The sequence below is a fragment of the Candidatus Halobonum tyrrellensis G22 genome (genome assembly GCF_000495475.1).
GTDB classification, from domain to species: Archaea; Halobacteriota; Halobacteria; order Halobacteriales; family Haloferacaceae; genus Halobonum; species Halobonum tyrrellense.
Window position 1 is genome coordinate 179,900 of record NZ_ASGZ01000002.1, and the last position, 26,347, is coordinate 206,246.

Genomic DNA, 26,347 nt, shown 5'->3' on the forward strand with positions numbered 1-26,347 from the left:
CCGGCGCTCAGAACAGCGGGTCGGGTTCGTCGTCGCTCACCGGTTCCACCTCGAGCGCGTCGGCGATCGCTTCGAGTTCCGGCTTCGAGAACGCACCGTCGTCGGTCTCCCCCTCGTCGTCGTCGGTGAGTCCGACGACCACTCGGACCCGACGACGCATCGCCGTTTTCGACCCCGGCGGCTCGACGCCCGGTTCGAGTTGCGCACACAGCGCCGCGAGTTCCTCCTTGGTGAACGGGGCGGTAACCTCCCGCTTGAACCGCCCGACCCCGCCGCGGATCCCGTTCCGGATGTCGTGCGTCGTGACCATCACCTGCCTCTCGGGGTGACGGCGACAAAACCGCTCCGACGGACGACCCGCGACCGGCGGACCGGGTCGGTACCGCCGCCGGCTACCTCACTCCTCGCTGGCGCCCGTCTCGGCGGCGTCCCCGTCGGCGTCTCCGTCGCCCTCCTCGGTGTCGTCGTCCGCGGAGCCGTACGTCCCCGCCTCGGCCGTCAGGTCCGCGACGAGCATCCCCTCGTCGTCGTCCCACTCGACTTCGTAGCGGGTCGTGACGTCCGGAACGAGACCGTGTCGCTTCATGAACGAACTCGGGGTGATGCCGGCGCTCGACTCGGTCATGTTCACTTTGTACGTGTTCCCGTCCGCCTCGTCGACCGGCTTGATACCGATCTTCCGGTTGTCTTCGTCGTAGTAGATGTGGACGAACTCGACGTCGGAGAGATACTCCTCGGTCGCGGCGGAGTTGATACCGATTCCGCCGCTCTTTCGGAGACTAACTAGCGGTTCGTTCGTGCTTCCTCCTTGACCAGTCTTTTGGACCTTTTCGAATGCCATGTTCGCTCGTTGGATTGTGTGGTCGTACCTTGAAACTGTCCATAGTTTCCTCTGTAACCGCCTAGTACCGATACCTCGACTCCATCGATACCCGAATCTTTCTTCGGCAACGGTGCGGGTAGCGTAAGAACCTCGGTGGAGGTTTCGGACGGTCCGAATCTCCCTCCGGAGCGGACGACCGCTGTAGTACGATGTGGGCCGCGTCGGGTCGGCTCCGCCGCCGTAACGCTCGGTAGACTCGGCCGCGAACGCGGCGGACCAACAGTTATGTGGCGGCCGACACAATCCCCGTACGTGTCACGAATTGGTCCCTCCCTCGATAGACTCGGCGACCGGTGGCGGTACGCGCTCGTCGGCGGTCTCGCGTCGGTGCCGTTTACGGCCGCGAGCTACTGGCAGACCGGCTCGGAACTGTCGGTCTCGCCGGTGTTCTTCGGCGGACTCCTCGCCGGCTACCTGGCCCAACGGGCGACGGGCGACCGCAGCGGCGTCGGCGCCAGGGCGGGTCTGGTCGGCGCGCTCCCGGCACTGTGGATGCTGACCGACGTCCTCCTCGCGACGTCGGCGCTGGCCGGTCCGGCGTGGTTCGTCGCCGCCGGCACCGCGTTCACCGTCCTGATGGGCGGCGTGTTCGCGCTGCTCTGTCTGGCGCTCACGGCGCTCGTCGGCGCCGTCGGCGGACGGGTCGGCGGGTGGCTGGCGGGCGTCGTCGGCCCGCGCCGGCCCCCCGCCGCGGGGAGCTAAAGCTCTCGTCGGCCGTCCGCGCCCTCCCCCGACGCCCTCCTCGCCGACGGGCGGAGTCGGCGAAACAGTCGGATACCAATGTATTCCGTCGAGCGATACCACTCTCCCGTCAGGCCGTCTCAGTCGGCCCGAGTGAACTGCCCGGAGAGCGGGGGCCGCCGGACTCCCCTGCCCGGTGCCGGCGCCTCCGGCCCACCCTCCCGGTCGTTCGCGTTTCGACCCAGCGAGACCGGCGAGGTCCGCCGTCAGTATCGAGCGCGGCTCACGACGGCGACTACACGGTACTCGGGGCGCTCGACCGCTCACTCGGCTCGTTCCCGCCTCGATAGCCGGCGCCCGGAGTGGAGTGCGCGCTCGTCGGCTGAAACGCGCTCGTCTGTCGTGGCTCGTTCGCCGAAATCCTGTACGGACACCGATAGCTCGCCCGAAGTACGCGCTGAGTGACGAGCGATGGCTCATCGCGTCGTCGGGCGCGTGCCCCGCGGGTCGGTCCCGTACCGTCGTGGCTTTCGTCCCCACACGCGATCAGGTGTGGTGTACGGACGGTACCGTCACCAGAAGTGGGCGCTCGTGTCCTCCTGTAGACACAGGTTCAGGACCCGGTATATACTATAAAATTCTACATGATAGTTAACTAACCTCGGATCCGAGACCGATAGAGGATCGTACACGTTCCGGATCGGACGTTTTACCCCGATTCTTCGGCGAGAACGTGAACGATCATCGTCGATTAGTTCGGCAAGTATTGGGATAAACCCCGGGATAATACTCACACTCGCGGAAGCCGGAGGCGATCACAGCGGTGGACCGAACACACACGAACACCGAGTCCGGGCGGGGGACGGCGGGATGAGCGAGCGGACCGTACCCGGCGAACTCGTCACCGGCGACGGGACCGTGACGCTGAACGAGGGGCGCGAGACGGCGGAGGTCAGGGTCGCCAACACGGGCGACCGGCCGGTGCAGGTGGGGTCGCACTTCCACTTCTTCGAGGCGAACGCCGCGCTCGCGTTCGACCGCGCGGCGGCGTTCGGCCGGCGGCTGAACGTGCCCGCGGGCACCGCCGTCCGGTTCGAACCCGGCGACGAACAGACGGTCGAACTGGTCGACATCGGGGGCAAGCGGCGCGCACACGGGATGAACGGCCTCGTGAACGGCACCGTCGGCACCGACCGGAACCTCGACGCCGCGCTCGAACGCCTCCGCGACGCCGGCTTCGCCGACACCGGCGCGCCCGACGACGGCGACGGCGCGAGCGGACCCGACGGGACGCCCGACGACGCGGAGGGCGGGTCGTGACCCGCGACATCGGCCGCGACGCGTACGCGGAACTGTACGGCCCGACCGTCGGCGACAAAGTGCGACTCGCCGACACCGAACTGTTCGCCGAAGTCGAGGAGGACTACCGGACGCCCGGCGACGAGGCGGTGTTCGGCGGCGGGAAGACGCTCCGGGACGGTCTCGGGATGGCGCCCGGCGTGACGCAGGCGGAGGGCGCGCTCGACTGGGTGATCACGAACGCGACGGTGATCGACCCGGTGGTGGGGATCGTCGCGGGCGACATCGGCATCCGGAACGGCGAGATCGCGGGCATCGGGAAGGCCGGCAACCCGGATACGATGGACGGCGTCGACATGGTGGTCGGCCCGTCGACCGACGTCTACCCCGCCGAGGGGAAGATCGCCACCGCGGGCGCACTCGACATCCACGTCCACTGGAACTCCGCACAACTCCACGAACACGCGCTCGACGCGGGGATCACGACGATGCTCGGCGGCGGCTACGGCGGCGGCGCGACCACCTGCACCACCGGGCCGGAGAACGTGAAACGCCACCTCCAAGCCGCGGAGGCGTGGCCGGTCAACGTCGGCTTCTACGGCAAGGGGAACGCCTCGGACCCCGAACCGCTCCGAGAGCAGATCGAAGCGGGCGCCTGTTCGCTCAAACTCCACGAGGACTGGGGGTCGACCCCCGAGACGATCGACACCTGCCTCGCGGTCGCCGAGGAGGAGGACGTGCAGGTGTGTATGCACACCGACACGCTCAACGAGGCGGGGTTCGTCGAGAACACCTTCTCGGCGGTCGACGGCCGGACGATGCACCTGTTCCACATCGAGGGGGCGGGCGGCGGGCACGCGCCCGACATCATGGAGATGGTGGGCGAACCCAACATGCTCCCCTCCTCGACGAACCCGTCGATGCCGTACACCGACAACACGTTCGACGAACACCTCGACATGGTGATGGTGTGTCACCACCTCAACCCCGACGTGCCCGAGGACGTCGCGTTCGCGGAGTCGCGCGTGCGCGCGGAGACCATCGCCGCCGAGGACGTCCTCCACGACATGGGCGCCATCTCGATGATGACGACCGACTCACAGGCGATGGGGCGGATGGCGGAACTCGTCCCGCGGACGTGGCAGACCGCCTCGAAGATGAAGTCCCAGCGGGGACCGCTCCCGGCGGACGAGGGGACGGGCGCGGACAACTTCCGGATCAAGCGGTACGTCTCGAAGTACACGGTCAACCCCGCCATCTCCGCGGGGATCGAACCGTACGTCGGCACGCTCGAACCCGGAAAACTCGCCGACGTCGTCGTCTGGGACCCCGCGTTCTTCGGGATCAAACCCGCGATGACGTTCAAGGGCGGCTTCCCGGTCCACTCCGAGATGGGCGAGGCCAACGGGTCGCTGATGACCTGCGAGCCGATCAAACAGCGGAAGCGCGCGGGCGCGGTCGGCAAGGCCAAACACGGTCTCTCCGTCTCGTTCGTCTCGCCGGCGGCCGCGGAGGCGGGCGTCGGCGAGGAGTACGGCCTGGACACGCCGGTCGTCCCCGTCGAGGGGACGCGCACGCCCGGCAAGGCGGACATGCTGTACAACGACTACTGCCCGGACGACATCGAGGTCGACCCCGAGACGTTCGAGGTGCGGGTCGACGGCGACCACGTCACCTGCGAACCGGCGTCGGAACTGCCGCTGGCACAGCGGTACACGATCTGATCAGGGTTCTACAATGAAACTCACCACCAAAGAGGAGGAACGGCTGACGACGTTCACCGCCGCGGAGGTCGCCCGCCGCCGGAAGGAGCGGGGCGTCCTCCTGAGCCACCCCGAGGCGGTCGCGTACGTCAGCGACTGGTGTATCGAACGCGCCCGCGACGGGCAGTCGGTCGCGGAGATCCGGTCGGGGGCGTCACAACTGCTCGGCCGCGACGACGTGATGGAGGGGGTGCCGGAGATGATCGACATGATCCAGGTCGAACCCGTCTTCCCCGACGGCACCAAACTGGTGACCGTCCACGACCCGATCCGGTCGGACGACATCGAGACCCCCGGTGGTGACGGGGAGTGAGTCCGAGCCTCACCCACCGCGACGTGGCAACGGTCGGCGTCGGCGGTCCCGTCGGGTCGGGGAAGACGTCGTTGTTGACCGAACTCGTCCCGCAACTCCGCGACGACGGCCTGGACGTGGGCGTCATCGCCAACGACATCCTGACCCAGGAGGACGCCGACCGCCTCCGCGAGCGGTTCGAGGGGGTCGTCCCGCCGGACCTGGTCGCGGGCGTCGAGACGGGGGCGTGTCCCCACACCGGGATCCGCGAGGACCCCTCGATGAACCTCCAGCAGATCGACGAGTTCCTCGCGGCCCACCCGGAGCTCGACCTCGTGGTCGTCGAGAGCGGCGGCGACAACCTCGCGGCGACGTTCAACCCCGAACTCGCCGACTACTCGCTGTACGTCATCAGCGTCGCCGAGGGCGACGACATCCCGCGCAAACGCGGGCCGGGCGTCGTCGAGTGCGACCTGCTCGTGGTGAACAAGACCGACCTCGCGCCCCACGTCGGCGCGGACCTCGACGCGATGGAACGCGACACCCGCGAGGTGCGGACCGGGCCGTACGTGTTCACCGACTGCAAGGCGCGCGAGGGGGTCGACGAGGTGATAGCGCACGTCCAGCGCGAGGTGCTGTTCGCCTGATGGCGGCCGACGCGAACGCCGACGCGGACGGCCCCCACGATACGGACGCCGCCGGGACCGACGACGGTGCCACCGACGACGCGGACGACGCCGACACCGTCGACGTCCCGCACCCGGCGTTCGAACCGTACGCCCGCGAGACGGTGCCGCAGGCGGCCGTCGGCTCCCCCGGGAAGGACGGTCGCCTGGAACTCCGGTTCGCGGCGACGAGCGGCGGAACCACACTGGTCCACGACTACGCGACGGTACCGTTCCACCTCTCGGGCACGCTCGACTACGACCCCCACCCCGACGGGGAGACGGTGTTCGTCCAGTCGCCGACCGGCGGCGTCGCGCAGGGTGACCGCCACGAGGTCACCGTCGAGGTGGGGGCGGACGCCGTCGCGCACGTCTCGACGGGGAGTTCGACCAAGGTCCAGTCGATGACGCACAACTACGCGGGCGCCGAGACGACGCTGTCGGTCGGTTCCGGCGGCCACCTCGACTACGCGCCCGAGCCGACCATCCTCCACGCGGACGCCCGCTACGCGGAGGAGTTCTCGCTCGACCTCGCGGCGGGGGCGTCGGCGGTCGTCTCGAACGTGGTGGTGCCGGGTCGGCTCGCGCGCGACGAGCGGTTCGCGTTCGAGCGCTACCTCTCGCGGACCCGCGCGACCGGTCCCGACGGCCCCCTGTTCGCGGACGCGACCCACCTGACGCCCGCGGAGTCGGACCCGACCGCACCCGGGGTCCTCGGCGAGTTCGCGGTGTACGGGGCGGCGTTCGTCGTCGCGCCCGACCGCGACGCCGCCGCGCTGAGCGACACGCTCCACGACGCCGTCGCGGGCGGTGCCGACGGCGACGCCCGCGCGGGGGCGACCGAACTCCCGAACGGCGCGGGCGTCGCCGTGCGCGCGCTCGCGGACCGCGCCGAGACGGTCCGGGCCGCGTTACACGCCGCCTGGGACCGCGCCCGGCGCGAACTCGTCGGCGCGCCCGCGCCCGCGGGGAGGAAGTACTGATGCTCGTCGCCGACGACTATCTCGGTCACCGCGACGAGGAGCGGGTCGCCGCCCGCCTCGCGGACGCGGTGGACGGCGACGTCCACCGGGTGGTCCTGTCGGAGGTGGAGCGCCGCCGGTCGCGCGTCCGGACCGAGACCGCGGCGGACCGGGAGGTCGGCATCGTCGTCCCCGAGGAACTCGCCGACGGCGACGTGCTCGAAACCGACGCGGGCGAACTCGTCGTCGTCGAACTCGCGCCGGTCGACGCGCTGGTGGTCGAGTTCGGCGACGCCGACGTGTCGGCGACCGAGGCGCTCGAGATGGGTCACGCGCTCGGCAACCGTCACTGGGACCTGGCGGTCGAGAGCGGTCGGGCGCTGTTCCCGGTCGCTGACTCGCGCGAGCGGACGGAGGCGACCGTCGCGGACCTGCTCCCGCCCGGCGTCACCACCCGGTTCGAACGGATCTCGCCCGCCGTCTTCGACGGCGACGCGCCGGACCACGCGCACGGCTCCGACCGCGGTCACGGACACGAACGGGACGGTGCTCACGGGCACGACCACGGCCCCGACGGGGGACACGCTGGCGCTCGCTCACGCGGTGGCTTCCGACCGGGACGCGACGGTGACGGCGCGGGCGGCACCGCGGGGGACGGCGCGTGAGCGACCGCGAGGAGGCGGCCGCGGACGACCCGCTCGCGGCGCTCGAATCGTTCCGGCTGGCCGACTCCTTTCTCCCGGTCGGCGGCTACACGCTCTCGTACGGACTCGAACAGTTCGTCGCCGACGACCGGGTGACCGGCGCCGACGACCTCCGGGACCTGCTCGCGACGTATCTCCGGAACCAGTTGGGACCGGCCGAACTGGTCGCGCTCCGGGCGGCGCACGCCGCCGCCGGCGACGGCGATGTCGACGCGGTGTGTGACGCCGACCGCCGGCTGACCGCGGTGACGCTGCCCGCGGAGTTCCGCGAGAGTTCGCGCAAGTCCGGGCGGCGACTGCTGTCGCTCCAGCGGGAACTGCGCGACGACCCGGTGCTCGACGGCTACGCCGAACGGGTCGAGGAGGGCGACACCGCGTGCAACTACGCGGTCGTCCTCGGGGCCGCGACGGGGGTGGCCGGCGTCGACGCCGACCGGGCGTGTCTCCTCTGCTGTCACGGGTTCGTCACCGGGCGGCTCGGCGTCGCCCAGCGGCTGCTCTCGCTGGGCCACACCGACGCCCAGCGGGTGCTCGACGACCTCCGACCGGTGATGGTCGAGGCGGCCGACGACAGCGTCGGGCGGGGGCTGGCGGATATGACGCCGTTCTCGCCGCTCGTGGACGTGCTCTCGGCCGAACACGAACGCGCCGACAGGCGGCTGTTCGTGAGCTGAGCCGGGCCGTCCGATTACGCGCGTACGGCTGTCACGCCCCCGAGTATCTTTCGTTTCGGCTCCGTCGCCGGGGGATTGCCCCCACGAACGGTCGGTTCGTGCGGCCGACCGGCGGGAGCGGGTCGTCGAGGCGGCCGTCGTGGAGGCGGCGCGGGTCGCTGGACGGCGACGCGGTCGAGCGAGCGGCCGCGACGGCGCTCGACGGCGTCGACCCCGCGGGCCTGCCGGACACCGACGCGGCCGCCGGGCGGTACCGGCTCCGACTCGTCCGGTCGGACTGCCGGCGGGCGATCGAACGCGCGGCCGCGGGCCGGTGAGCGTCCGCGCCTCCGCTCCGCCACCGACACACCGATAACGCTCCGGCCGGTACTGTGTCGACGATGCGCTCGCCCGACCGCCCCCCGGGGACGACCGCCAGCGGCGTTCGCGAGTCGATGCGCGACCGACTCGGCGACGAGGGCGTCGCCGTCGCTACCGTCGTCGCCGTCGAGGGGTCGGGCTACCGCCGGCCGGGCGCGCGGATGGTCGTCGACCCCGAGGGGACACACCGCGGGTCGGTCACGGCGGGCTGTCTGGAGGAGTCGGTCCGCGATATCGCCGCCCGGGTGGTCACCGACGGCGACCCCCGCCTCGAGCGGTTCGACCTCCGGGACGACGCGGTGGAGGGGTGGGGACTCGGTCTCGGCTGTAACGGCGTCATCGACGTGCTGGTCGAACCGCTCGACGCGAGTTTCGGTCCCGCGCTCGCCGAACTCGAAGCGACGCGGCCGGTCACCGTTCTGACCGCCGTCGGGTCGACCGACCCGGCCGTCGACGCGGGCGACCGGACGACCCTGACCGGGGCGGGCCGCGTCTCGCCGGGCCGCGACCCGCTCCCCGAAGCGGTCGCGGACGCGGCCGAACGCCGACTCGACGGGACCGACGCGGACGTGGCGGCCCGGCTGTCGGTCGGGACGGACGCCGGCGAGGTAGACGTGTTCGCCAACCGCCTCGTCCCGACGCCCACCCTGCTCGTCTTCGGCGGGCAGGCCGACGCCGACCCGGTCGCGTCGCTGGCCCTCCGGGCCGGGTTCCGGGTCCGGGTCGCGACCGCACGCGGCGGTCGGGCCGACGACGGGCGGTTCCCCGACGCCGTCGACGTTCGCTCGACGCACCCCGCCGAGGTGGCCGACGCCGTCGACGCCCCCGCGTACACGTACGCGGTGGTGATGTCGCACAACTTCGTCGACGACCGACTGGCGGTGGCGGCGCTGCTCGACACGGACGTGCCGTACGTCGGCGTGATGGGGCCGCGGGAGCGCTTCCGCGACCTCCGGGAGTCGATGGACCGGACGCTCGACGCCGCCGACCGCGACCGGATCGCGGCGCCGTGCGGACTCGACCTCGGGGGTGACGACCCGGCGGCCATCGGGTTCAGCGTGGTGAGCGAGGTGGTCGCGGTCCACAACGGCCGGGCGGGCGGGCGGTTGACCGACTTGGAGGGACCGATCCACGACCGGTCGGAGGTCCCGTGACCCGAGCGGGTCGTTCGGGTCCCGGAGCCGGCGGCGACCGCGAGCGCCGCGTCGGGGTGTTGCTCGCGGCCGGGACCGGCTCGCGGTTCGACGGGGGGAACAAGCTCCGCCGACCGCTCGACGGCGACCCGGTGGTCCGCCGCGCCGCCCGCCGACTCGCCGACGCGCCGGTCGACGAGACGGTGGTCGTCGTCGGCCACGACGCCGACCGGGTCCGGGAGGCGCTCGGACCGCTCGCCCACCGCGACCGGGTGGCCGTCGTCCGCAACGACCGCTACGACGAGGGGCAGGGCGCGTCCGTCCGCAGGGGTGCGGCGGCGGCGCTCGAACGCGGCGGCACCGCGGGGCTGTTCGCGCTCGGCGACATGCCGCTGGTCGCGCCCGGGACGTACGACCGGCTAGTCGCGGTGGCCGACCGGGAGACGGCGTCGGTCGTCGTCCCCGAGTACCGCGGCGACCGCGGCAACCCGGTGGCGTTCGACGCGCGGGCGCTCCGCCGGCTGACGACGCTGTCGGGCGACGTCGGCGGGCGCGCCCTCTTCGGCGCCGACGAGTTCACCGTCGTCCGGGTGCCGGTCGACGACCCCGGGGTCCGTGCGGACGTGGACACGGCCGCCGACCTGGAGCGGTACCGACGCGGTCGGACGCGCCGCCCCGGCCGACGTTGACCGGCGGCGGGTCGCCCGGGGGACCCACGTGCCGGCGTGTCGCCGCGCCGGCCCGCGACGAAGCGTTTATGCCTCCGGATCGGTTCTGTGGGGAAGGATATGATCCTCTCAGGCACAGTCGTCGTAGACCCGTCCACGGTGGTCGACGAGGGAGCGGTCGTCGTCGACGGGTCGACGATCGCGGCCGTCGGCGACCGCGCCGACCTGCTCGAACGCTATCCGGACCACGAGGAGCGCGCGTTCGGCGTCGTCGCGCCGGGGCTGGTCGGCGGGCACGTCCACTCGGTCCAGAGTCTGGGGCGCGGCATCGCCGACGACACCGAACTGCTCGACTGGCTGTTCGAGTCGGTGCTCCCGATGGAGGCGAGCCTCGACGCCGAGGGGATGCGGACCGCGGCCGAACTCGGCTACCTGGAGTGTCTCGCCTCCGGCACCACGACCGTGATCGACCACCTCTCGGTCCACCACGCCGACCAGGCGTTCGAGGCGGCCGGGGAGACGGGCATCCGCGGGGTTCTGGGGAAGGTGCTGATGAACCGGCGGTCGCCCGCGGGTCTCGAAGAGGACGCCGACGCCGCCCTCGCCGAGAGCGAGCGACTGATCGAGCGGTACCACGGCGCGTACGACGACCGGGTTCGGTACGCCGTCACGCCCCGCTTTGCGGTCTCCTGCTCGGAGGCGTGTCTCCGCGGCGCGCGCGAGTTGGCCGACGCCCACGAGGGGGTCCGGATCCACACCCACGCCAGCGAGAACCGGAGCGAGGTCGCCACCGTCGAGGAGGACACCGGGATGCGCAACATCCACTGGCTCGACGAGGTGGGGCTGACCGGCGAGGACGTCGTGCTCGCTCACTGCGTGTGGACCGACGAGTCCGAGCGGGACGTGCTCGCGGAGACGGGTACGCACGTCACCCACTGTCCGTCGTCGAACATGAAGCTCGCCTCCGGCGTCGCCCCGGTCGCGGACTACCTCGACCGCGGGATCAACGTCGCGCTCGGGAACGACGGCCCGCCGTGTAACAACACGCTCGACGCGTTCACGGAGATGCGGCAGGCCAGCCTGCTGGGGAAAGTCGACGACCTCGACCCGACTGCGGTGCCCGCCGAAGCGGTGTTCGCGATGGCGACCCGGAACGGCGCGCGCGCCGCCGGCTTCGACCGGGTGGGCGAACTCCGCGAGGGGTGGAAGGCGGACGTGGTCGGGGTCGACACGGACCTCGAACGCGCGACGCCGATCCACGACGTGCTCTCGCACCTGGTGTACGCCGCCCACGGCGACGACGTCTCGTTCACGATGGTCGACGGGGAGGTGCGCTACGACGACGGCTTCCCGCACGTCGACGCCGAGGCGGTCCGGCGGCGGGCGCGCGCCGCCGCCCGGGAGTTCGCGGACGCCTGAGAGCGGAACCACACCCGCCGGACCCGCGGCCCGTCGTCCCGCCACGCCCCCGGTCACCGAGCAGTCCCCGCGCCGAACGCGAGCGGCCGCCCCGCTCCCGACCCGTCGGAGGCTCGATCCAGAGTCGGTTCGGCCACACTCCCGACCGACTCCGTCGAACACCGCAGGGAGTCACGGGTTCGTCCTATACTGACGGAAACAGTTCCGAGAACGTACCATCGACTGGTCAGTTCACACTCTCGACCGATCACGCCGAGCCGACGGCGCGGACCGGGAACCCTCGGTCGGGTTCGAGTCCGTCGTGTGGCACTCGCACCGTTCACCGACCCGCCGTCTCACTCGGCGTGTGGACGGCCCGTACAGGCCCCGAGTGGGGTCGGGTGAGCGCGCCGACACCGAACGATTGACGAGCGCACGGTCCCGCATTGCCGACGAATGGGCGAGGACACAGGCGTCGAGGGAATCGTGACCGAACTCACGACCGAGGAGAAACTCCGGCTCGTCCACGGCGCGGTCGACCCCGAGGGGACGGCGACCGGCTACGTCCCGGGGGTCGAACGGCTGGACGTGCCGCCGCTCAGGCTCGCCGACGGGCCGCTGGGCGTCCGGGTTCCGGGCCGGTCGTCGACCGCGTTCCCGGCGGGAATCGCGCTCGCGGCGACGTTCGACACGGACCTCGTACGCCGGCAGGGGCGCGCGACGGCCGCGAGGTAGTCCAGGCGTACGTCGCTCCCCCGACGGTCGACGGCGTCGACCGCCCGGCGCGGGAACTCGCGGGGTTCGCGGCCGTCGCGGTCCCCGCGGGCGAGACGGTCACCGTCGACGTGACGCTCGACGACCTCGCGTTCCGCCGGTACGATGGGGACGACGGGTGGGTCGTCGCCGCCGGCGAGTACGCGGTCGAGGTGGGGCGGTCCTCGCGGGACGCGCGACTCGAACTCGCGACCGAGCGCACTCGACCTCGGTCTGTCGGAGTAGTTCTATGCTAGTCCCGATAGTACACCGTCCCGTTCGAGTCGTCGTCCGTACCCCGACCGACGGCGAGTGCGGGGATATTCGTTCGCCGAACTCCGGGGGAAGACCCACGGAATTAGACACGAATCCGCTCCCGCCCGCCACGTTACCACCTGGTCGAGGACGCCGAACCCTCACTGCGGGCAGCTTTCCCGGTCGCCGCTCGCCGTTCAGAGGACGAACGGGCCGCGCTGGACGATCTCCTCGCCGTGTGGTCGACCGGCGACGGCGACGACGCGGAACGGGTCGTCGTCGCTCTCGACGGCGACGCTCCCCGCCTCACTCGCGGGGAGGACGTCACCTTGCCCGAACGCGTCACCGTCGACCGTCCCGGCGCCGGAGACGCCGTAGAGGAACCCCGCCCACCCGTCGGGCACCGTCCACGTCCACTCGTCGTCGATCCGGGCGTCGAGGTACTCCATCGGCGTGTGGAGGTCGAGCGGCGACCCCTCGCCGACGACGGTGGTGACGGTGGCGCCGTCGGCCTCGCGCGTCGGGAGCGACCCGGCGTCGGCGTCGTCGTAGTCCGCCTCGACCTCCTTCCGCGCTTCGGGGAGGTTCACCCACAACTGGAGCCCGTTACAGGCCGCGTCGTCGGCGGGGAACTCCGAGTGTTCGATCCCGCCGCCGGTCGTGATCCGCATCGCGTCGCCCTCGTAGGCGGTGTGGGTGACGCCCAGCGAGTCCTCGTGGTCCATCCCGCCCTCTAGCATGTACGAGACGATCTCGAACCCGCGGTGTTCGTGCATCGGAAACCCCCTCTCCGGGTCGATGTAGAACCGCTCGAACAGCACGAACGGGTCGATGTTGCCCGGGTGGTAGTTCGTCGGAAACGCCCGGTTCGACGTCACGCCGGTCCCGTGCTGTACGTCCTGGCCCGACACCGGACCCGCTGTCTCTCGGTTCACTGTTCGACTATGTTGACCAGACGGTAAAGGGTCTGTCGGGGGCGTGCGCGGCCGCGGGTCGACCGTGGTGGTAGACGTTCACGATGCCCGCCCCCGCAGGCGGGGGCGGCGTTCGCCGGAACGCCGCGCGTCTCGGTCGCAGAGCGTCGTGTGCGCCGGTCGGACCGCCGACTCGCGCGCCGGTTCGTCGCGCCAGATACCCCCCGGGAGCGTCCGCGGCCGCGGGCCTTTTGCGTCGTTAGACCATATGGTCAACGTACGAATGTCCGAACCAATCTCGGTCGAGGCGGACTGGAACGCGCTGTACATCGACGGCGAGTGGACCCGCGGGGAGGCGACGGGGACGCTCACCGACCAGGATCCGTCGACCCGCGAGGCGTTCGCGGAGGTACCGTCCGGCACGGAGGCGGACGTCGACGCCGCCTACGAGGCCGCGGCGGCCGCCCAGCAGGAGTGGGGCGAGCAGTCGCCCGCGCACCGACAGGCGGTCGTCGAGCAGTTGCTCCACGCGCTTCGAGAGCACAGCGAGGAGGTCGCCGACTTGCTCGCACACGAGGTCGGCGGGTCGGCGATCATGGGCGAGACGTCGGTCCAGATCGCCTCCGACCACGCGAGCGAGGCCGCGACGCTCCCCCGGCGGATGAAGGGTGAACACGCCGACTCCAACATCCCCGGCAAGGAGAACCTGGTCCAACGCAAGCCGAAGGGCGTGGTGACGGTCATCTCGCCGTGGAACTTCCCGCTCAACCTCTCGATGCGCGCGGTCGCGCCCGCCATCGCCGCCGGCAACAGCGTCGTGCTCAAGCCGGCGACCAACTCGCCGATCACGGGCGGGCTGCTGTTCGCCCGACTGTTCGAGGAGACCGACCTCCCCGAGGGCGTGCTCAACGTCGTGACCGGTCGGGGGTCGGAGATCGGCGACCGCGTCGCCGGCCACCCCGAGAGCGACGTGGTCGCGTTCACCGGGTCGACCGAGGTGGGCCAGCGCGTCTCCGGCATCGCGGGCGAGAACCTCGCGGTCCCCGCGATGGAACTCGGCGGCAACAACGCCCACGTCGTCACGGGCGACGCGGACCTCGACCGCGCACTCGACGGCGCCACGTTCGGCTCGTTCGTCCACCAGGGGCAGGTGTGCATCTCGATCAACCGCCACATCGTCCACGAGTCGGTGTACGACGAGTACGTCGAGCGACTGACCGAACGGGCGGAGGCGCTCCCCGTCGGGAGCGCGCACGACGAGGACACCGTCGTCGGGCCGATCATCGACGAGTCCCAGCGCGACGAGATGCTCGGCTACGTCGAGGAGACGGTCGACGCGGGCGCGACGCTCGAAACCGGCGGCGAGACCGTCGAAATCGACGGCGTCGACGACTCGCTCGTCGTCGCCCCCACCGTGCTCTCGGGCGTGACGAACGACATGCCGGCCGCCTGCAACGAGCACTTCGGTCCCATCGCGCCGGTCGTCCCCTTCTCGGACGTCGACGAGGCGGTCGAACTCGCCAACGACACCGAGTACGGCCTCTCCGGGGCGGTCCACGCGGGCGACCTCGAAGTCGCGAAGGACATCGCCGAGCGGATGGAGACGGGGAACGTCCACATCAACGACCAGCCGATCAACGACGAGGCGCACGTCCCGTTCAGCGGGACCGGCGCCTCCGGCGTCGGCACGTACAACAGCGACGCGTTCCTCCACGAGATCACCGAGACGAAGTGGATCTCGATCCAGCGCGAGGCGCGCGAGTACCCGTTCTGAGCGGGTACGGCGGCGACTCGCCGCCGGGACGGTGCGGGGCGTGACCCGCGGCGAAACGCCCGAGCCGGCGCGGTGAGTCGCCCTGCTCAGTAGCCGACGCCGAGTCGGGTGTGGACCGCGTCGGCGTCTTCGAGTTCGTCGACGAACGCGACGGCGAAGTCCTCCATCGACACGTAGCTCTCGCCGTCGTCGTCGGCGACGAGTTCCCCCTCGGCGGTCCGGTACTCGCCGGTCCGGTCGCCGGGTTCGATCATCGCGGCGGGGGCGACGTACGTCCACGCGAGGTCGGTCTCCCGGAGGACGCCGAGCGCGTCGATGGCCGCGCGGGCGACGGGTTCCCACTCGTCGGGGAACTCGTCGGTGTCGACTAGGAGGGTGTCGGGTCCGACGTTCAGTCCGCCCGCGCCGCCCGTCCAGACGAGGCGGTCGACGCCGGCGGCCGCCATCCCCTCGGTGACCGCGCGGGCCATCTCGACGAGGACGGCGGTGTCCTCGTCCTCGCTCGGCCCGAGCGCGGACGCGACCGCGTCGTGACCGGCGGCGAGTCGGGCGACCGCGTCCGGGTCGGTCGCGTCGCCCGCGACGGCGACGAACTCGGGGTGGTCCACCCCGTCGACCGTCCCGCCCCGCGAGACGCCCGTCACCGAGTGGCCGCGGTCGAGTAACTCCGCCGCTATCCGGTGACCGATCCGTCCGCTGGCTCCGAGTAAGAGTACGTCCATGCGGTGAGTCGGTCGACACTCCGGGGTGCGTCCACATACGTCTTTGCCGCTCGGACGCCCCGGCCGTCGACGCGGCCGAACACCCCCGGTCGCGCCCGGCGTCGACCCCGGGCGGGGGCCGACCGCACCCGGTCGTCGCCGGTCGTTTCCGGCCGCCGTTCGAGGGTATCCGCGAGTATAAGGGGCGCGGTCGCGTACCTCGGGGAGTATGACCTCCTCGGGCGAGTCGGACGCCTCCACGGACACCCGCGAGGCGATCATGGAGGCCACGTTCCGCGCGCTCGCGAAACACGGCTACTCGGACCTGCGGATGCGCGACATCGGCGAGGAACTCGACGTGAGCCGGACGCTCATCCACTACCACTACGACGGGAAACACGACCTGATCTCGGCGTTTCTGGAGTACATCGTCGACCAGTACGAGGGCAGCGTCGCGGTCCCCGAGGGGGCCGACCCGTGGTCGGAACTCGACCGCCGGATCGACCGGTGTCTGTTCGGCCCGGGGTTCGACGACGAGTTCGGCCACTGGGAGCGGATGAAGGTGTACCACGACCTGTTCTCGCAGGCGCAGTACGACGAGCGCCACCGCGAGGTGTTCGCCGCACACTACGAGCGGATCCGCGGGAGCATCGCGGCGGTGATCCGGCGCGGGGTCGACGAGGGCGTGTTCCGCGACGTGGACGCCGACGCGACCGCACAGGTGGTGACCGACCTGATCCACGTCGCCCGCGAGCGGCGCATCTCGCTGGGGCAGGAGGACGCCCCCGAGCAGGTGCGGCGCGCGATAGACGAGTTCGTCCTCTCGTCGCTCGTCGACGCCGAGTTCGCGCTCTCGTCGATGCGGCGGGCCGACCGCGAAGCCGACTGACCCGATTCGACCGCGAAGCCGACTGACCCGGTTCGATCCGGTTCGACCGCGAAACAGCACCGTTTTGCCGCACCCCGGTCGATCCACGGTGTGTTCGAATCGAGGGTGGAACGGGGGGTCGGCCTGGTGGCGCTACTCGGCGCGCTGTTCGGTCTCTGTGTGTGGTACGGCACGCTCGGCACGGACCCGGCGTCGTGGGTGTTCCCGCGGACCGCGCAGGTGTTTCCCGGCCCCGAACGCTACATCGGCCGGCGGGTCGTCCTCGCGGGGGAGGTGGTGAGCGTCGACCCGGTCGTCGTCTCGCTGGCCGGCACCGACCCGCCCGTCCGGGTGCTCCTCGACGGGGTCGACCGACCGGTGGCCGCCGGGGTCAGGATCCGCGCGTTCGGCGTCCTCGAATCGGAGGGGACGCTCCGGACGCTCGGGGTCGTCACCACGCGGCCGGGCGGGTTCGTCTACGCCGCGACGGCGTCGATCGTGGGTGGGCTCGTCGTGATCGGTCGGCTGCTCCGCGACTGGCGGGTCGACCTCGGGGGGTGGGGACTCGAACCCCGCGCGTCGCCGCCGTCGCTGCGAGCGCTGGCGGGCGCGGGTGAGGACGGCGCCGGAACGGGCGAGGCGGGGGACGACCGCGATGCCTGACGGGTTGGCGCACGTGCTGTTCGCGTACGCGGCCTGCACCGCGCTCTCGTGGCGCTACGAGTGGCTCACGACCCCCTACCGGACGGCCGCGATGGCCGGCGGGCTGATCCCCGACATCTCGAAGATCGGCGTGTTCGTCGACGCCTGGCGGGTGCGGGACGCCATCGGGCTGCCGTTCTCGTTCGACGCGCTCGAGACCGGCGGGGCGGCGGCGGTCTGGGTCGCGGTCGGCGCGCTGCTCGTCGTCCCGCGCGAGCGGCGCCGGACGGCGGGCGCGCTCGCCGTCGGCGCGACCACGCACCTCCTCACCGACGCGATGCTCGCGAAGCCGACCGGCCACTCGTACGCGGTCGCGTGGCCGCTGACGCGGTACTACTTCCCGACTCCCGGGCTGTTCAAGAGCACCGAACCCGGCGCGCTCGTCGTCGCCCTACTGCTCGCCGTGGGCGCGTGGCTGCTCGACCGCCGGCGGACCCGCGCCGCCGCGGCCGAGCGGTAGGACGGTCGATCGCAGTCCGGCCGGCACCCGCCCGGATGGCGTTTACGCCGAAGACGACGGCCGGGCATCACCGACGCGGAGGCGAACGGGTGAGGCCGGCTACTCGACCACGCGCGGCGGTACGAGGTGCGGGCTGGGCGTCGTCGACGCGGTGGCGCGATCGCACGGCTGGTCGGTTCGTGCGACCGAGCGCGGGTCGAGCGGCGCACGGTTCGGGATGGCCGATTCGTAATCGAAATTTGACATCTCATTGAACGTGTAACTTGCGATCTACTGACGGTGGGTGCAGACCCAGTCGAACGGCTCCCCGTCAGGCCGAATCGCCTGGCCCGTACGTGGCTTCCCTGGATGCCTCGGCTCTGCCCCGCTCACGCCAGACGAGCGATCCTGCGTCCATCCAAGGCTCCCCCGTGCTGCTGGTCGGACCGCCCGTCGCCGGTACGCCGGCGGTACTCGACGGTGGGGCGTCGCTCGCGGACGCGGCCGGCGGCGTGGTGGGACCGTCCGGTGTCGTCGCCGGCGCGTAACTGGTGAGTCGACCTCGAACGGGTCCCGCGCGGGACGGACCAGGCCTCCGGATACCGCTCCCCGCTGGCGGCCGTCGCCACCGTCGCGTTCGCCGCCGCGGTGGTCCCGCTCCGCCGACCGTGGTCCGTCGGTTGGGGAGCGATCACCCATCGTGACACTGATCGATCAGTACACGACGAACCGATAGGTATCGGTCGAATACCCGCCGCCCCGAGTGGCGGGACGGTCGGCGCTCCCGCCCTTCCGTCCGACGACCACGGGGGGTGACCAGTCGGCCCGCCCCGTCGCGTCCCTATCGGTCGGCGTGGAACCAGACGCGCATCGCCCCGGGTTCGCGGTTGTCCCACGCGAAGTACGGGACCGCCGTCAGCGTCGTCTCCTCGGTGTCGGTCTCCGCGACCGGCCGGTAGAGTTCCCCCTCCCAGCCGTCGAGCGACGGCACGTCCGCCGGCCCGCCGAGGGTGACCACGTCGGTGCCGACGGCGTCGGTCAGGTCGGCGCGGTCCGTCCCGAAGTCGGCGTCCGCGTCGACGGTGTACTGGTGGACCGGCCGGTCGTTGTCGGCGTCCTCGGCGCAGTACACCAGCGGTCCGCGCGTCAGCGCCACCCGTCCGGCGTCGGACCCGACGTTCGGGTGGGCGACCATCGCCTCGACCGACTGGTCGAGCGAGAGCGTCACCGCGTCGCCGTCCCACTCGCGGCGGAGTTCGACGTACCCGCTCCCCTCGTCGGCCGCGTCCTCATCGACCGCGTCGCCGTTCACCCGAACGTCGACGCCGTCGGCCCACTCGGGCACCCGCAGGCGCACCGCCACCTCGTCGGACGCGTCGACGGTCAACTCGACCGCACCCTCCCACGGGAGCGAACTCTCCTGTGAGAGCGTCACTTCGGCGCCGCCGACGCTGGTGGTCACGGTGCTGCCGACGTACTGGTTGACGTACACGCCGTCGTCGTCGCGGGCGTAGAGGTAGTCGCCGAGCGACGCCAGGAGACGCGCGGCGTTCGGCGGGCAACACGCGCACGTGAACCAGCCCTTGCGGTGGTGGTCGCCGTCGCTCTCCAAGGGGTTCTCGTAGAAGAACTTCGTCCCGTCGGCGGAGACGCCGGCGAGGAACCCGTTGTAGAGGGTTCGTTCGACCAGGTCGGGGTACCTGGCCTCGCCCGTCAACTCGAACATCCGGCGGTTCCAGAAGACGCTCCCCACCGCCGCACACGTCTCCGCGTAGCCGTCGTTCCGGAGGTCGTAGTCCTCGGTGAACCCCTCGTGGGCGTGTTCCGGCCCGATCCCGCCGGTGATGTACATCCGGCGTTCGGTCATGTTCTCCCAGAGGCGTTCGAGCGGTTCCACGAGCGAGTCGTCGCCGGTTTCGAGCGCGAGGTCGGCGGCGGCCGCGAACAGGTACATCGCGCGGACCGAGTGGCCCTCGACCGTCGTCTGGTCGCGCAGCGGTTCGTGCGCCTGCGCGTACCGGCCGTCGTACTCCCCGTCGTCGTCGAGGAAGACGCTCTTGGCCGCCCCGTCGGAGCCGTCGGGGATGAGCGCGCCGTCGTCGTACTCGGAGCCGCCGATATCCTCGGGGTGGGTCAGCTCCCACGCCAACCGGTCGTCGTCGGTCCCGCGGAGGTCGACGAAGTACGTCGCGCGGTCGAGGTAGCGCTCCTCGTCGGTCACGCGGTACAGCCGGATCAGCGCGAGTTCGATCTCCTCGTGGCCGGGCACGCCCTCCACCTCGTCGCCGAATACCTCGTCGATGTGGTCGGCGAACGCCGTCGCCACGTCGAGTAGCGAGTCGTCGCCGGTCGCGCGGTGGTGGGCGACGGCGGCCTCGATCAGGTGGCCCGCACAGTAGAGTTCGTGCATCATGTGCAGGTTACTCCACCGGTTGTCCGGCTCCACCAACGAGAAGTAGGTGTTGAGGTAGCCGTCCTCCCCTTGGGCGCCCGCGACCAACTCGATCACCTCGTCGACCTTCGACCGGAGTTCCTCGTCGTCGTGTTTCGCGAGGACGTAGCTCGCCCCCTCGATCCACTTGTACGCGTCGCTGTCCTGGAACCACATCCCCTGGAACCCGCCCTCCTCCCCGTCGCGCGTGCGTCGGAAGTTCTCCAGGGTGCCCGACTCCTCCAACTGGTCGTACTGGTACTCCAGGGTCACCTCGCGGTTGGTCTCGATCCGGGGCGACCAGAACTCGTCGTCGATCTCCACGTCCGAGAAGTCGACCGACTCGACGGACTCGGCGGTATCGTCCATCATTGATCCTCATGCACGGTTGCGTGACACACAGCATATGCGTTGTGAAGCCGGTGACCGGCGAATCGCAGCCCGACTGTGGTCGGCGCTTCGGGCGCGTTTCCGGTCGCTTCGAAGAGCGAACGGACCGTCTTGCAGTCGGATAGGCGTCACTGAGCCGCGTACCGACGGGGGTTCGGTCCCCCGGCGCCCGCGCCGTCGCCGACCGAACCGTCGCTGGCGGACGGCGGATGCGGACCGGCAGCTACGCGGACGGGTCCATCGATGCCGGGGTGTCGTCGGCGAGCAAGTGGATCGACTCCGGCGGGATCACCACTCGGAGTTCGGAGCCGGCGTCGACCGCCAGTCGGTCGAACGTCGGCGGGCGGACCGCCGCGGTGAGCCCGAGCGACCCGTCGTCGAGTTCCACCTCGACCCGGTACTCGCTCCCCTCGTTCAGCCACCGGACGACCGTGCCGACGACCGCGTTACTCTCCCCCGCGTCGGGGGCGTCGGACGGGTCGGCCGCGTCGGGGGCGTCGAGTTCCACCCGCGAGGGGTGGACGCAGACGGTGACGGCCGTCCCGGGTTCGACCGACGCCGTCGCCCGGAGGGAGAGGTCGGCGACGCGGACCCGCACGCCGTCGCCGTCCCGTCGGGTGACGGTGCCCGCGAGGAGGTTCTCGGTGCCGGTGAAGCGCGCGACGAACTCGGTGGCGGGTCGGTCGATCACCGCCGACGGCTCGCCCACCTGTTCGACGCCGCCGTCGCGGACGACGGCGAGTCGGGCGCCGAGTGCGGTCGCGGTCCGCCGGTCGTGCGTGACGCAGACCACCGGCACGTCGAGCGACGCGAACAGGTCGTGGAGGTCATCGCGGAGCCGCGTCCGGATCGGGGCGTCGAGGCTCGACAGCGGTTCGTCGAGCAGCAGGGCGTCGGGGTCGGCCGCCAGCGTCCGCGCGAGCGCGACCCGCTGGCGCTCGCCCCCCGACAGCGCCGCCGGGCGCCGGTCGAGCGCGTCGTCGAGTTCGAGCAGTTCCGCGAGGTCGGCCACCCGGTCGTCGTCGTCGGCCGCGTACGCGACGTTCTTGCGGGCGGTCATGTGGGGGAACAGCGCCCCCTCCTGGAAGACCAGCCCCACCCGCCGCTGTTCGGGCGGCCGCCCGACCAGTTCCCGCCCGCCGAGGGTGACCGACCCCGCGTCGGGGACGGCGATACCCGCGACGAGCGACAGCAGCGTCGTCTTGCCGCTCCCCGACGGCCCGAGGACCGCGAGCACCTCGTCGTCGACCGTCAGATCGACGGGGCCGAACTCGAACCCCGCGTACGCCTTCCGCAGCCCGGAGACGTCGAGTCTCACGTCTCCCGCCCCCAGGGGTTCGAGGCGACGACGTCGAGCACCGCGAGCGCTCCGACGGCGACGACCACCAGCAGTATCGCCACGGGGTACGCGCTGTCGAGGCCGAGCGCCTGGAACGCCACCCAGATCTGGACCGGCATCGTCCGCGGGTAGTACGCCACCATCATCGTCGCGCCGAACTCGCCCATCGCGCGCGCGAACGCGAGCGTCACCCCCGCGAGGATGCCCGGCCCCGCGAGCGGTAGCGTGACGCGACGGGCGGTCGCCCACCGGCTCTTCCCCAGCGAGCGGGAGGCGTGTTCGAGCCGTCGGTCGACGCCCTCGAACGCCGCCTTCGCGGTCACGACGACGAACGGCGAGGCGACGAACGTCTGTGCGAGCACCACCCCGGCGAACGACCGGGTGAGCGGGACGCCCGCGGCGTCCGCGGCCGCGCCGACGGGCGCGCCGGGACCGAACACGGTCAGGAGGACGATACCGCCGACCGTCGGCGGGAGCACCAGCGGGAGGACGACGACGGCGAGCACCAGCCTCGCCCGGAGTCCCTCGGTGCGCGCGAGCCAGTAGGCCAACGGGAGACCGAACGCCGTCGAGACGACCGTGGTGGCCGACGCCGACAGCAGCGAGGTGGTCGCCGCGTCGACGACCGTCGGGTCGCTCAGCCTGGTGAGCACGTCGCCCGGCGGAACCGCGAGAAACAGCGAGACGACCGGCGCGAGGTAGTACAGGAGTAACACTCCCCCGAGCGCGAGCGCGACGCTCCCCCAGTCGAGTTCGAGCGACGGCGTCGCCGCGTTCGGTCGCGTCGCCATCAGCCCGACTGTGCGGCGTCCGACACCGCCGACGGCGGGTCCGCCGACCCGTCGGGACGGCTTCCGTTCGACCGGGACGTGCTCGACCGGTCCGCGCCGGCTCCGCCGGCCACCCGGACGACCCGGTCGGGGACGTCGCCCTCGTAGGCGGGGAACGCCTCGCGGGGGAGGAAGCCGTGTTCGGCGAGGTAGTCGCCGGTCGTGAGCGCGTCGAACACCGAGCGCGCGGCGTCACTCGCGTGACGCACCGTCGCCCCGTAGCTTATCACCCCGCCCCGGACCGTCTGCCCGCTCGGCAGCGTGTACGAGACGGTCGAGTACCAGTCGTCGGCGTACCGCGGGTCGCTCAGGTCGACCCGGTCGGGCAGGTCGACGTACTCGTAGCCGCGTTCGACCGCCATGTTGCGGTAGGCGACCGCCGCGTCGACCGACCCGGTCTCGAACTGGCTGACCAGCGCCGTCTCGGGGTAGATCTGGTCCCGGTCGAGTACGGCTTCCCGCAGGTCGGGCGCGTCGTCGTAGTACCGGGAGGCGAGGTCGAGCGCGAACAGCGTGCGGTAGCCCAACGGGTCCTGGTCGGGGTCGGTGCGGCCGAGCCCGACCGCCCCCTCGACCAGCGGTTCGTACCAGCGGTCGGCCTCGGCCAGCCGCCGACCCCCCTCGGTATCGGGGTTGTACGCGACGACGACCGAGTTGCTGGTGAACACCGAGTACCACGGCGGCGAGAGCGGTCCCTCGAACAGCGAGGTGTCGGCGACGGCGACGATGTCGGGGTCGCGCTGCCCCTCCTGGACCATCCGCGCGACCGTCGCCGAGCCGTGGGTCTCGACGCGAACCGGCGCGTCGACGGCGGGGACGAGTCCGTTCGTCAGCGCGTTCTGGAGGCTGCCCGCCGCGAGGACGCTGACCGGCGCCGACCCGCCCCGGTCGGTCGTCGCGACCCCCGTCCGGGCGCCGTCGGTCGCCGTCCCCGACTCGGACACCCGCCCCCCGTCCCCGCTCGCCGCGCCGCCGCTACAGCCGGCGACGCCCGCGACGCCGGCGGCGCCGACGGCCCGCAGGAACCCCCGGCGCGACGGGCCGGCCGACCCGCGTCGTTGTGTCGCCATGGATACAACCACCGTTGTTTCCCGCCCGGCATAACCGCTTTGGTCGTGCGCCGAGAGGGGTTCGTATGGACCTCGACGCGGGCTTCGACGCGCGGCTGGAGCGGGACGGGGTGCGGTTCGGCGCGCGCGACGCGGAGTTGCTCCGGGCGGTCGACGAACACGGGTCGCTCAACGCGGCGGCGGAGGCGCTGGGCCGGTCGTACTCCCGGTCCCAGCGGCGCGTCGTCGAACTCGAAGAGGCGTTCGGCCGGCTGGTCGACCGCACGCGCGGGGGCGCGGACGGCGGCGGTAGCTCGCTGACCGCCGCCGCCGACCGACTCCTCGGCGAGTTCGCCCGGCTGGAAGCCGAGTTCGCCGGCGTGACGCAGGTCGAGGAGACGGTGCTCCGGGGGACCGTGGTCGACACCGAGGGGGAACTCGGGACGGTCGAGACGGACGCCGGACCCGTACGCGCCGTCGTCCCCCCGACGGCCTCGGCGGTTCGGCTCGCGGTCCGCGCGGACGCCATCACGCTCCACCCGGCCGGCGGCGTCCCCGAGACGGAGACGAGCGCCCGGAACCGGTTCCGCGGCGAGGTTCGGGAGGTGGTCGCGGGCGACGCCGTCGCTCGCGTCGTCCTCGACGTCGGCGCCGACCCCGACCTGACCGTCCTCGTGACGCGGACGAGCGTCGAGACGCTCGATCTCGCGCCGGGTGCGCCCGTCGCGGCGTCGTTCAAAGCGACCGCGACGCGGGCGTACCCGGTCGAGTCACCGAGCGACGAGTAGTCCCCTCCTCGCGTCGGCTATCCCGGTAGCCCGCGGAACTCCGCTCCGCTCGACTTCTCGTTTTCGCTCCGCTCGTCCTCCGCTCCGCACGCTGGGGGGTCGTCACGAACGGTCGAGTTCGGAGATGCGAAGATGACACCCGAGCGTTCAGTAATTCTATCCGATTTGTCTCCCGGTAGATCGATCCCCGACTACCGGGCTCCCCACCACCGACGGACGACGACACGAGACGCGGATTCGCGGTCGAGCGGTGGTTCGGACGGTGCTCGGGCCGTCCGGAGGTGGCGGCCCGAGCGTCGTCGCTCGCGTCGTTCGCGGGCCGGGGTCGTTCGGGGTGCTCACCTCGCCGCGGCCGAAATCGGGCCAGTTCGCCGACGACGGGCCGCCTCCGGCGGTACCGACGGTTCGGCGGCCCGGTCGCCTCCGCTCCCCGCGGTTCGTGAACGATACGTTACCGTTCGACCGTTCGGTCACTTGACGTATCAAAACGAGCCGACGGTAGACGCCGGCCGGCGGACGGGTCGTCGCGCCCCTCACGCTCGTCTTCCCGGCGCGGCTTCCGACTCGGAAGTCGCGGGGTGCTTTTTACTCCCCCAGCGCCCCTCGATGGGTATGGACGAGGGTGACGACGAACTCCTCGCGTTGCTCGACGACGAGTACGCGCGGGCCATCCTCGCCGAACTCACCACCGAACCGATGTCCGTCTCCGAACTCCGCGCGGCCTGTGAGACCGAGATGTCCGACCCGACGGCGTACCGCCGGCTCGAACGCCTCCGGGCGGCCGACCTCGTCGCCGAACAGCGGGTACCCGACCCCGACGGCCACCACTACAAGCGGTACGTCGCGACCGTCGACGAGGTGACCGTCGCGTTCGTCGACGGGTCGTACGAGGTGTCCGTCACCCGGTCGACGGACCCGGCCGACCGGTTCACCGACCTGTTCGAGGGGCTGTCCTGAGATGGACGCCCCGCTCCAGTCGGCGGCGGCCGACCCGCTGGTGGCGTCCGCCGCGGTCGCGCTCTCGGCGCTGTCGGTCGCGCTCTCGATCGCGGTCGCGGCGGTGCTCGTCCGCGGCTATCGCCGGGGACCGGGCCGCGCCGGGATACTGTATCTCGCCGCCGGACTCCTCTTGCTCACGACGGTGCCGGAGCTCTTGCGGATCGGCCTGCCGACCCTCACGGGGGTTGGGACCGCCAAGCGGTCGATTCTGGTCAGCGGGTTCGAGCTTCTGGGGCTGGGAACCGTCCTCTGGGCGGTCTACGGAGGTGGCGAGCCGTGATCCCGCCCGTCCCGCCGGTCGGCCTCCTCTCGCCCGACGCGGTCGCGTGGGGGACCCGGGCGCTCACGGCCGTCGTCGGACTGTTCGTCTCGGCGCTCGCCTACCGCGGGTTCCGGCGGAACGACGCGCCGCGGATGCGCTGGCTCGCGGTCGGCATCGGGCTGGTCACCGCGGGGTCGTTCCTCGCGGTCTCGGTCGCCGCCGAGGCCGGTGCCGGGGCGGGCGTCGTCCTGGTGGCCCGCGGACTGGTGACCGTCGCCGGCCTCTGTGCCGTCCTGGTCGCGCTCCTCCGGGACTGAGTCGCCCGGCAACGGACCCGGGCGCGCTCCTCCGGTGGCCGCCGCGGACGACCC

Annotated in this window: 28 protein-coding genes and 2 pseudogenes; 22 read left to right on the plus strand and 8 right to left on the minus strand. The window is 71.7% G+C overall.

Annotated elements, in window-relative coordinates:
• Positions 1–7: 7 nt before the first annotated feature.
• The gene (locus K933_RS00910; protein ID WP_023392786.1) at positions 8–310 is read right to left on the minus strand and encodes a hypothetical protein; all 303 of its coding nucleotides are present in this window, start codon (positions 308–310) and stop codon (positions 8–10) included.
• An 87-nt stretch (positions 311–397) separates the two neighbouring features.
• Complete coding sequence (locus tag K933_RS00915) at positions 398–841, minus strand: hypothetical protein (RefSeq protein WP_023392787.1); 444 nt, start codon at positions 839–841, stop codon at positions 398–400.
• 294 nt (positions 842–1,135) lie between these two features.
• Between K933_RS00915 and K933_RS00920 the strand changes: the two genes are divergently transcribed.
• The 14 genes and pseudogenes from K933_RS00920 to K933_RS19365 all read left to right on the plus strand — a co-directional run.
• Entirely contained in the window at positions 1,136–1,585 is a 450-nt protein-coding gene (locus tag K933_RS00920; protein ID WP_023392788.1) for a DUF5518 domain-containing protein, read from the plus strand.
• A gap of 849 nt (positions 1,586–2,434) precedes the next feature.
• Complete coding sequence (locus K933_RS00925; protein ID WP_023392789.1) at positions 2,435–2,884, plus strand: urease subunit beta; 450 nt, start codon at positions 2,435–2,437, stop codon at positions 2,882–2,884.
• Entirely contained in the window at positions 2,881–4,587 is a 1,707-nt protein-coding gene (gene ureC, locus K933_RS00930) for an urease subunit alpha (RefSeq protein ID WP_023392790.1), read from the plus strand. The genes K933_RS00925 and ureC overlap by 4 nt, the downstream gene beginning before the upstream one ends.
• A 13-nt stretch (positions 4,588–4,600) precedes the next feature.
• Positions 4,601–4,939 (plus strand): urease subunit gamma, encoded by a 339-nt coding sequence (locus K933_RS00935; protein WP_023392791.1) that lies wholly within the window; start codon positions 4,601–4,603, stop codon positions 4,937–4,939.
• Positions 4,936–5,565 (plus strand): urease accessory protein UreG, encoded by a 630-nt coding sequence (gene ureG, locus K933_RS00940; protein WP_023392792.1) that lies wholly within the window; start codon positions 4,936–4,938, stop codon positions 5,563–5,565. The genes K933_RS00935 and ureG overlap by 4 nt, the downstream gene beginning before the upstream one ends.
• Positions 5,565–6,566, plus strand: a complete 1,002-nt coding sequence (locus K933_RS00945) for an urease accessory protein UreD (RefSeq protein WP_023392793.1) — start codon at positions 5,565–5,567, stop codon at positions 6,564–6,566. The genes ureG and K933_RS00945 overlap by 1 nt, the downstream gene beginning before the upstream one ends.
• Positions 6,566–7,210, plus strand: a complete 645-nt coding sequence (locus K933_RS00950; RefSeq protein WP_023392794.1) for an urease accessory protein UreE — start codon at positions 6,566–6,568, stop codon at positions 7,208–7,210. Before K933_RS00945 ends, K933_RS00950 begins: the two co-directional genes overlap by 1 nt.
• On the plus strand, positions 7,207–7,923 hold the full coding sequence (locus K933_RS00955) for an urease accessory protein UreF (RefSeq protein WP_023392795.1): 717 nt from the start codon (positions 7,207–7,209) through the stop codon (positions 7,921–7,923). The genes K933_RS00950 and K933_RS00955 overlap by 4 nt, the downstream gene beginning before the upstream one ends.
• 98 nt (positions 7,924–8,021) lie before the next feature.
• The gene (locus K933_RS00960) at positions 8,022–8,240 is read left to right on the plus strand and encodes a hypothetical protein (RefSeq protein ID WP_023392796.1); all 219 of its coding nucleotides are present in this window, start codon (positions 8,022–8,024) and stop codon (positions 8,238–8,240) included.
• A gap of 63 nt (positions 8,241–8,303) precedes the next feature.
• The gene (locus tag K933_RS00965) at positions 8,304–9,437 is read left to right on the plus strand and encodes an XdhC family protein (RefSeq protein ID WP_023392797.1); all 1,134 of its coding nucleotides are present in this window, start codon (positions 8,304–8,306) and stop codon (positions 9,435–9,437) included.
• Positions 9,434–10,105, plus strand: a complete 672-nt coding sequence (locus K933_RS00970; protein WP_023392798.1) for a nucleotidyltransferase family protein — start codon at positions 9,434–9,436, stop codon at positions 10,103–10,105. Before K933_RS00965 ends, K933_RS00970 begins: the two co-directional genes overlap by 4 nt.
• Before the next feature lie 99 nt (positions 10,106–10,204).
• The gene (locus tag K933_RS00975) at positions 10,205–11,503 is read left to right on the plus strand and encodes a 5'-deoxyadenosine deaminase (RefSeq protein WP_049947423.1); all 1,299 of its coding nucleotides are present in this window, start codon (positions 10,205–10,207) and stop codon (positions 11,501–11,503) included.
• Positions 11,504–11,938: 435 nt separating this feature from the next.
• Positions 11,939–12,202 (plus strand): annotated as a pseudogene (locus K933_RS18885) (glycosyl hydrolase); the annotation flags it as partial.
• Between the two features lie 68 nt (positions 12,203–12,270).
• A pseudogene (locus tag K933_RS19365) lies at positions 12,271–12,492 on the plus strand (fibronectin type III-like domain-contianing protein); the annotation flags it as partial.
• Positions 12,493–12,687: 195 nt separating this feature from the next.
• Here K933_RS19365 and K933_RS00985 read toward each other — a convergent pair.
• On the minus strand, positions 12,688–13,425 hold the full coding sequence (locus tag K933_RS00985; protein WP_049947425.1) for a pirin family protein: 738 nt from the start codon (positions 13,423–13,425) through the stop codon (positions 12,688–12,690).
• Between the two features lie 262 nt (positions 13,426–13,687).
• On the opposite strand from K933_RS00985, the gene K933_RS00990 reads away from it, so the two are divergent.
• Positions 13,688–15,178 (plus strand): aldehyde dehydrogenase family protein, encoded by a 1,491-nt coding sequence (locus tag K933_RS00990; RefSeq protein WP_023392801.1) that lies wholly within the window; start codon positions 13,688–13,690, stop codon positions 15,176–15,178.
• Positions 15,179–15,264: 86 nt separating this feature from the next.
• Here the strand turns inward: K933_RS00990 and K933_RS00995 are convergent, their stop codons facing one another.
• Positions 15,265–15,900: an NAD(P)-dependent oxidoreductase gene (locus K933_RS00995; RefSeq protein WP_023392802.1), complete on the minus strand. Its 636-nt coding sequence runs from the start codon at positions 15,898–15,900 to the stop codon at positions 15,265–15,267.
• Between the two features lie 208 nt (positions 15,901–16,108).
• Here K933_RS00995 and K933_RS01000 point away from each other — a divergent pair, with 208 nt between their 5' ends.
• The 3 genes from K933_RS01000 (at position 16,109) to K933_RS01010 (ending at position 17,909) form a co-directional block, all read left to right on the plus strand.
• Positions 16,109–16,768 carry a TetR/AcrR family transcriptional regulator gene (locus K933_RS01000; protein ID WP_023392803.1) on the plus strand — a complete coding sequence of 220 codons (660 nt, stop codon included), beginning with the start codon at positions 16,109–16,111 and terminating at the stop codon, positions 16,766–16,768.
• Between the two features lie 90 nt (positions 16,769–16,858).
• The gene (locus K933_RS01005; protein ID WP_049947426.1) at positions 16,859–17,410 is read left to right on the plus strand and encodes a hypothetical protein; all 552 of its coding nucleotides are present in this window, start codon (positions 16,859–16,861) and stop codon (positions 17,408–17,410) included.
• Positions 17,403–17,909, plus strand: a complete 507-nt coding sequence (locus K933_RS01010; RefSeq protein ID WP_023392805.1) for a hypothetical protein — start codon at positions 17,403–17,405, stop codon at positions 17,907–17,909. The genes K933_RS01005 and K933_RS01010 overlap by 8 nt, the downstream gene beginning before the upstream one ends.
• Before the next feature lie 820 nt (positions 17,910–18,729).
• Here the strand turns inward: K933_RS01010 and K933_RS01015 are convergent.
• From K933_RS01015 to K933_RS01030, 4 genes are all read right to left on the minus strand, one after another.
• Positions 18,730–20,688: a glycoside hydrolase family 127 protein gene (locus K933_RS01015; protein WP_023392806.1), complete on the minus strand. Its 1,959-nt coding sequence runs from the start codon at positions 20,686–20,688 to the stop codon at positions 18,730–18,732.
• A gap of 244 nt (positions 20,689–20,932) precedes the next feature.
• Positions 20,933–22,027, minus strand: coding sequence for an ABC transporter ATP-binding protein (locus tag K933_RS01020; protein ID WP_023392807.1), 1,095 nt, complete (start codon positions 22,025–22,027; stop codon positions 20,933–20,935).
• Positions 22,024–22,839, minus strand: coding sequence for a molybdate ABC transporter permease subunit (locus tag K933_RS01025; RefSeq protein ID WP_023392808.1), 816 nt, complete (start codon positions 22,837–22,839; stop codon positions 22,024–22,026). The genes K933_RS01020 and K933_RS01025 overlap by 4 nt, the downstream gene beginning before the upstream one ends.
• Positions 22,839–23,948: an extracellular solute-binding protein gene (locus K933_RS01030; protein WP_023392809.1), complete on the minus strand. Its 1,110-nt coding sequence runs from the start codon at positions 23,946–23,948 to the stop codon at positions 22,839–22,841. Before K933_RS01030 ends, K933_RS01025 begins: the two co-directional genes overlap by 1 nt.
• Positions 23,949–24,013: 65 nt before the next feature.
• Here K933_RS01030 and K933_RS01035 point away from each other — a divergent pair, with 65 nt between their 5' ends.
• The 4 genes from K933_RS01035 to K933_RS01050 all read left to right on the plus strand — a co-directional run bounded on the left by K933_RS01035 (position 24,014) and on the right by K933_RS01050 (position 26,293).
• A complete protein-coding gene (locus K933_RS01035) occupies positions 24,014–24,715 on the plus strand; it encodes a TOBE domain-containing protein (RefSeq protein ID WP_023392810.1) in 702 nt (233 codons plus the stop codon).
• A 612-nt stretch (positions 24,716–25,327) separates the two neighbouring features.
• Complete coding sequence (locus tag K933_RS01040; RefSeq protein WP_023392811.1) at positions 25,328–25,672, plus strand: ArsR/SmtB family transcription factor; 345 nt, start codon at positions 25,328–25,330, stop codon at positions 25,670–25,672.
• A 1-nt stretch (position 25,673) separates the two neighbouring features.
• Complete coding sequence (locus tag K933_RS01045) at positions 25,674–25,994, plus strand: hypothetical protein (RefSeq protein ID WP_023392812.1); 321 nt, start codon at positions 25,674–25,676, stop codon at positions 25,992–25,994.
• Complete coding sequence (locus tag K933_RS01050) at positions 25,994–26,293, plus strand: DUF7521 family protein (protein ID WP_049947460.1); 300 nt, start codon at positions 25,994–25,996, stop codon at positions 26,291–26,293. Before K933_RS01045 ends, K933_RS01050 begins: the two co-directional genes overlap by 1 nt.
• The last annotated feature ends 54 nt before the right edge of the window (positions 26,294–26,347 follow it).

Coding starts and splice junctions, on each gene's coding strand:
- K933_RS00910 (WP_023392786.1), bottom strand. CDS start 310: ATGGTCACGACGCACGACATCCGGAACGGGATCCGCGGCGGGGTCGGG.
- K933_RS00915 (WP_023392787.1), bottom strand. CDS start 841: ATGGCATTCGAAAAGGTCCAAAAGACTGGTCAAGGAGGAAGCACGAAC.
- K933_RS00925 (WP_023392789.1), top strand. CDS start 2,435: ATGAGCGAGCGGACCGTACCCGGCGAACTCGTCACCGGCGACGGGACC.
- K933_RS00935 (WP_023392791.1), top strand. CDS start 4,601: ATGAAACTCACCACCAAAGAGGAGGAACGGCTGACGACGTTCACCGCC.
- K933_RS00945 (WP_023392793.1), top strand. CDS start 5,565: ATGGCGGCCGACGCGAACGCCGACGCGGACGGCCCCCACGATACGGAC.
- K933_RS00950 (WP_023392794.1), top strand. CDS start 6,566: ATGCTCGTCGCCGACGACTATCTCGGTCACCGCGACGAGGAGCGGGTC.
- K933_RS00965 (WP_023392797.1), top strand. CDS start 8,304: ATGCGCTCGCCCGACCGCCCCCCGGGGACGACCGCCAGCGGCGTTCGC.
- K933_RS00975 (WP_049947423.1), top strand. CDS start 10,205: ATGATCCTCTCAGGCACAGTCGTCGTAGACCCGTCCACGGTGGTCGAC.
- K933_RS00990 (WP_023392801.1), top strand. CDS start 13,688: ATGTCCGAACCAATCTCGGTCGAGGCGGACTGGAACGCGCTGTACATC.
- K933_RS00995 (WP_023392802.1), bottom strand. CDS start 15,900: ATGGACGTACTCTTACTCGGAGCCAGCGGACGGATCGGTCACCGGATA.
- K933_RS01000 (WP_023392803.1), top strand. CDS start 16,109: ATGACCTCCTCGGGCGAGTCGGACGCCTCCACGGACACCCGCGAGGCG.
- K933_RS01010 (WP_023392805.1), top strand. CDS start 17,403: ATGCCTGACGGGTTGGCGCACGTGCTGTTCGCGTACGCGGCCTGCACC.
- K933_RS01015 (WP_023392806.1), bottom strand. CDS start 20,688: ATGGACGATACCGCCGAGTCCGTCGAGTCGGTCGACTTCTCGGACGTG.
- K933_RS01025 (WP_023392808.1), bottom strand. CDS start 22,839: ATGGCGACGCGACCGAACGCGGCGACGCCGTCGCTCGAACTCGACTGG.
- K933_RS01030 (WP_023392809.1), bottom strand. CDS start 23,948: ATGGCGACACAACGACGCGGGTCGGCCGGCCCGTCGCGCCGGGGGTTC.
- K933_RS01035 (WP_023392810.1), top strand. CDS start 24,014: ATGGACCTCGACGCGGGCTTCGACGCGCGGCTGGAGCGGGACGGGGTG.
- K933_RS01040 (WP_023392811.1), top strand. CDS start 25,328: ATGGACGAGGGTGACGACGAACTCCTCGCGTTGCTCGACGACGAGTAC.
- K933_RS01045 (WP_023392812.1), top strand. CDS start 25,674: ATGGACGCCCCGCTCCAGTCGGCGGCGGCCGACCCGCTGGTGGCGTCC.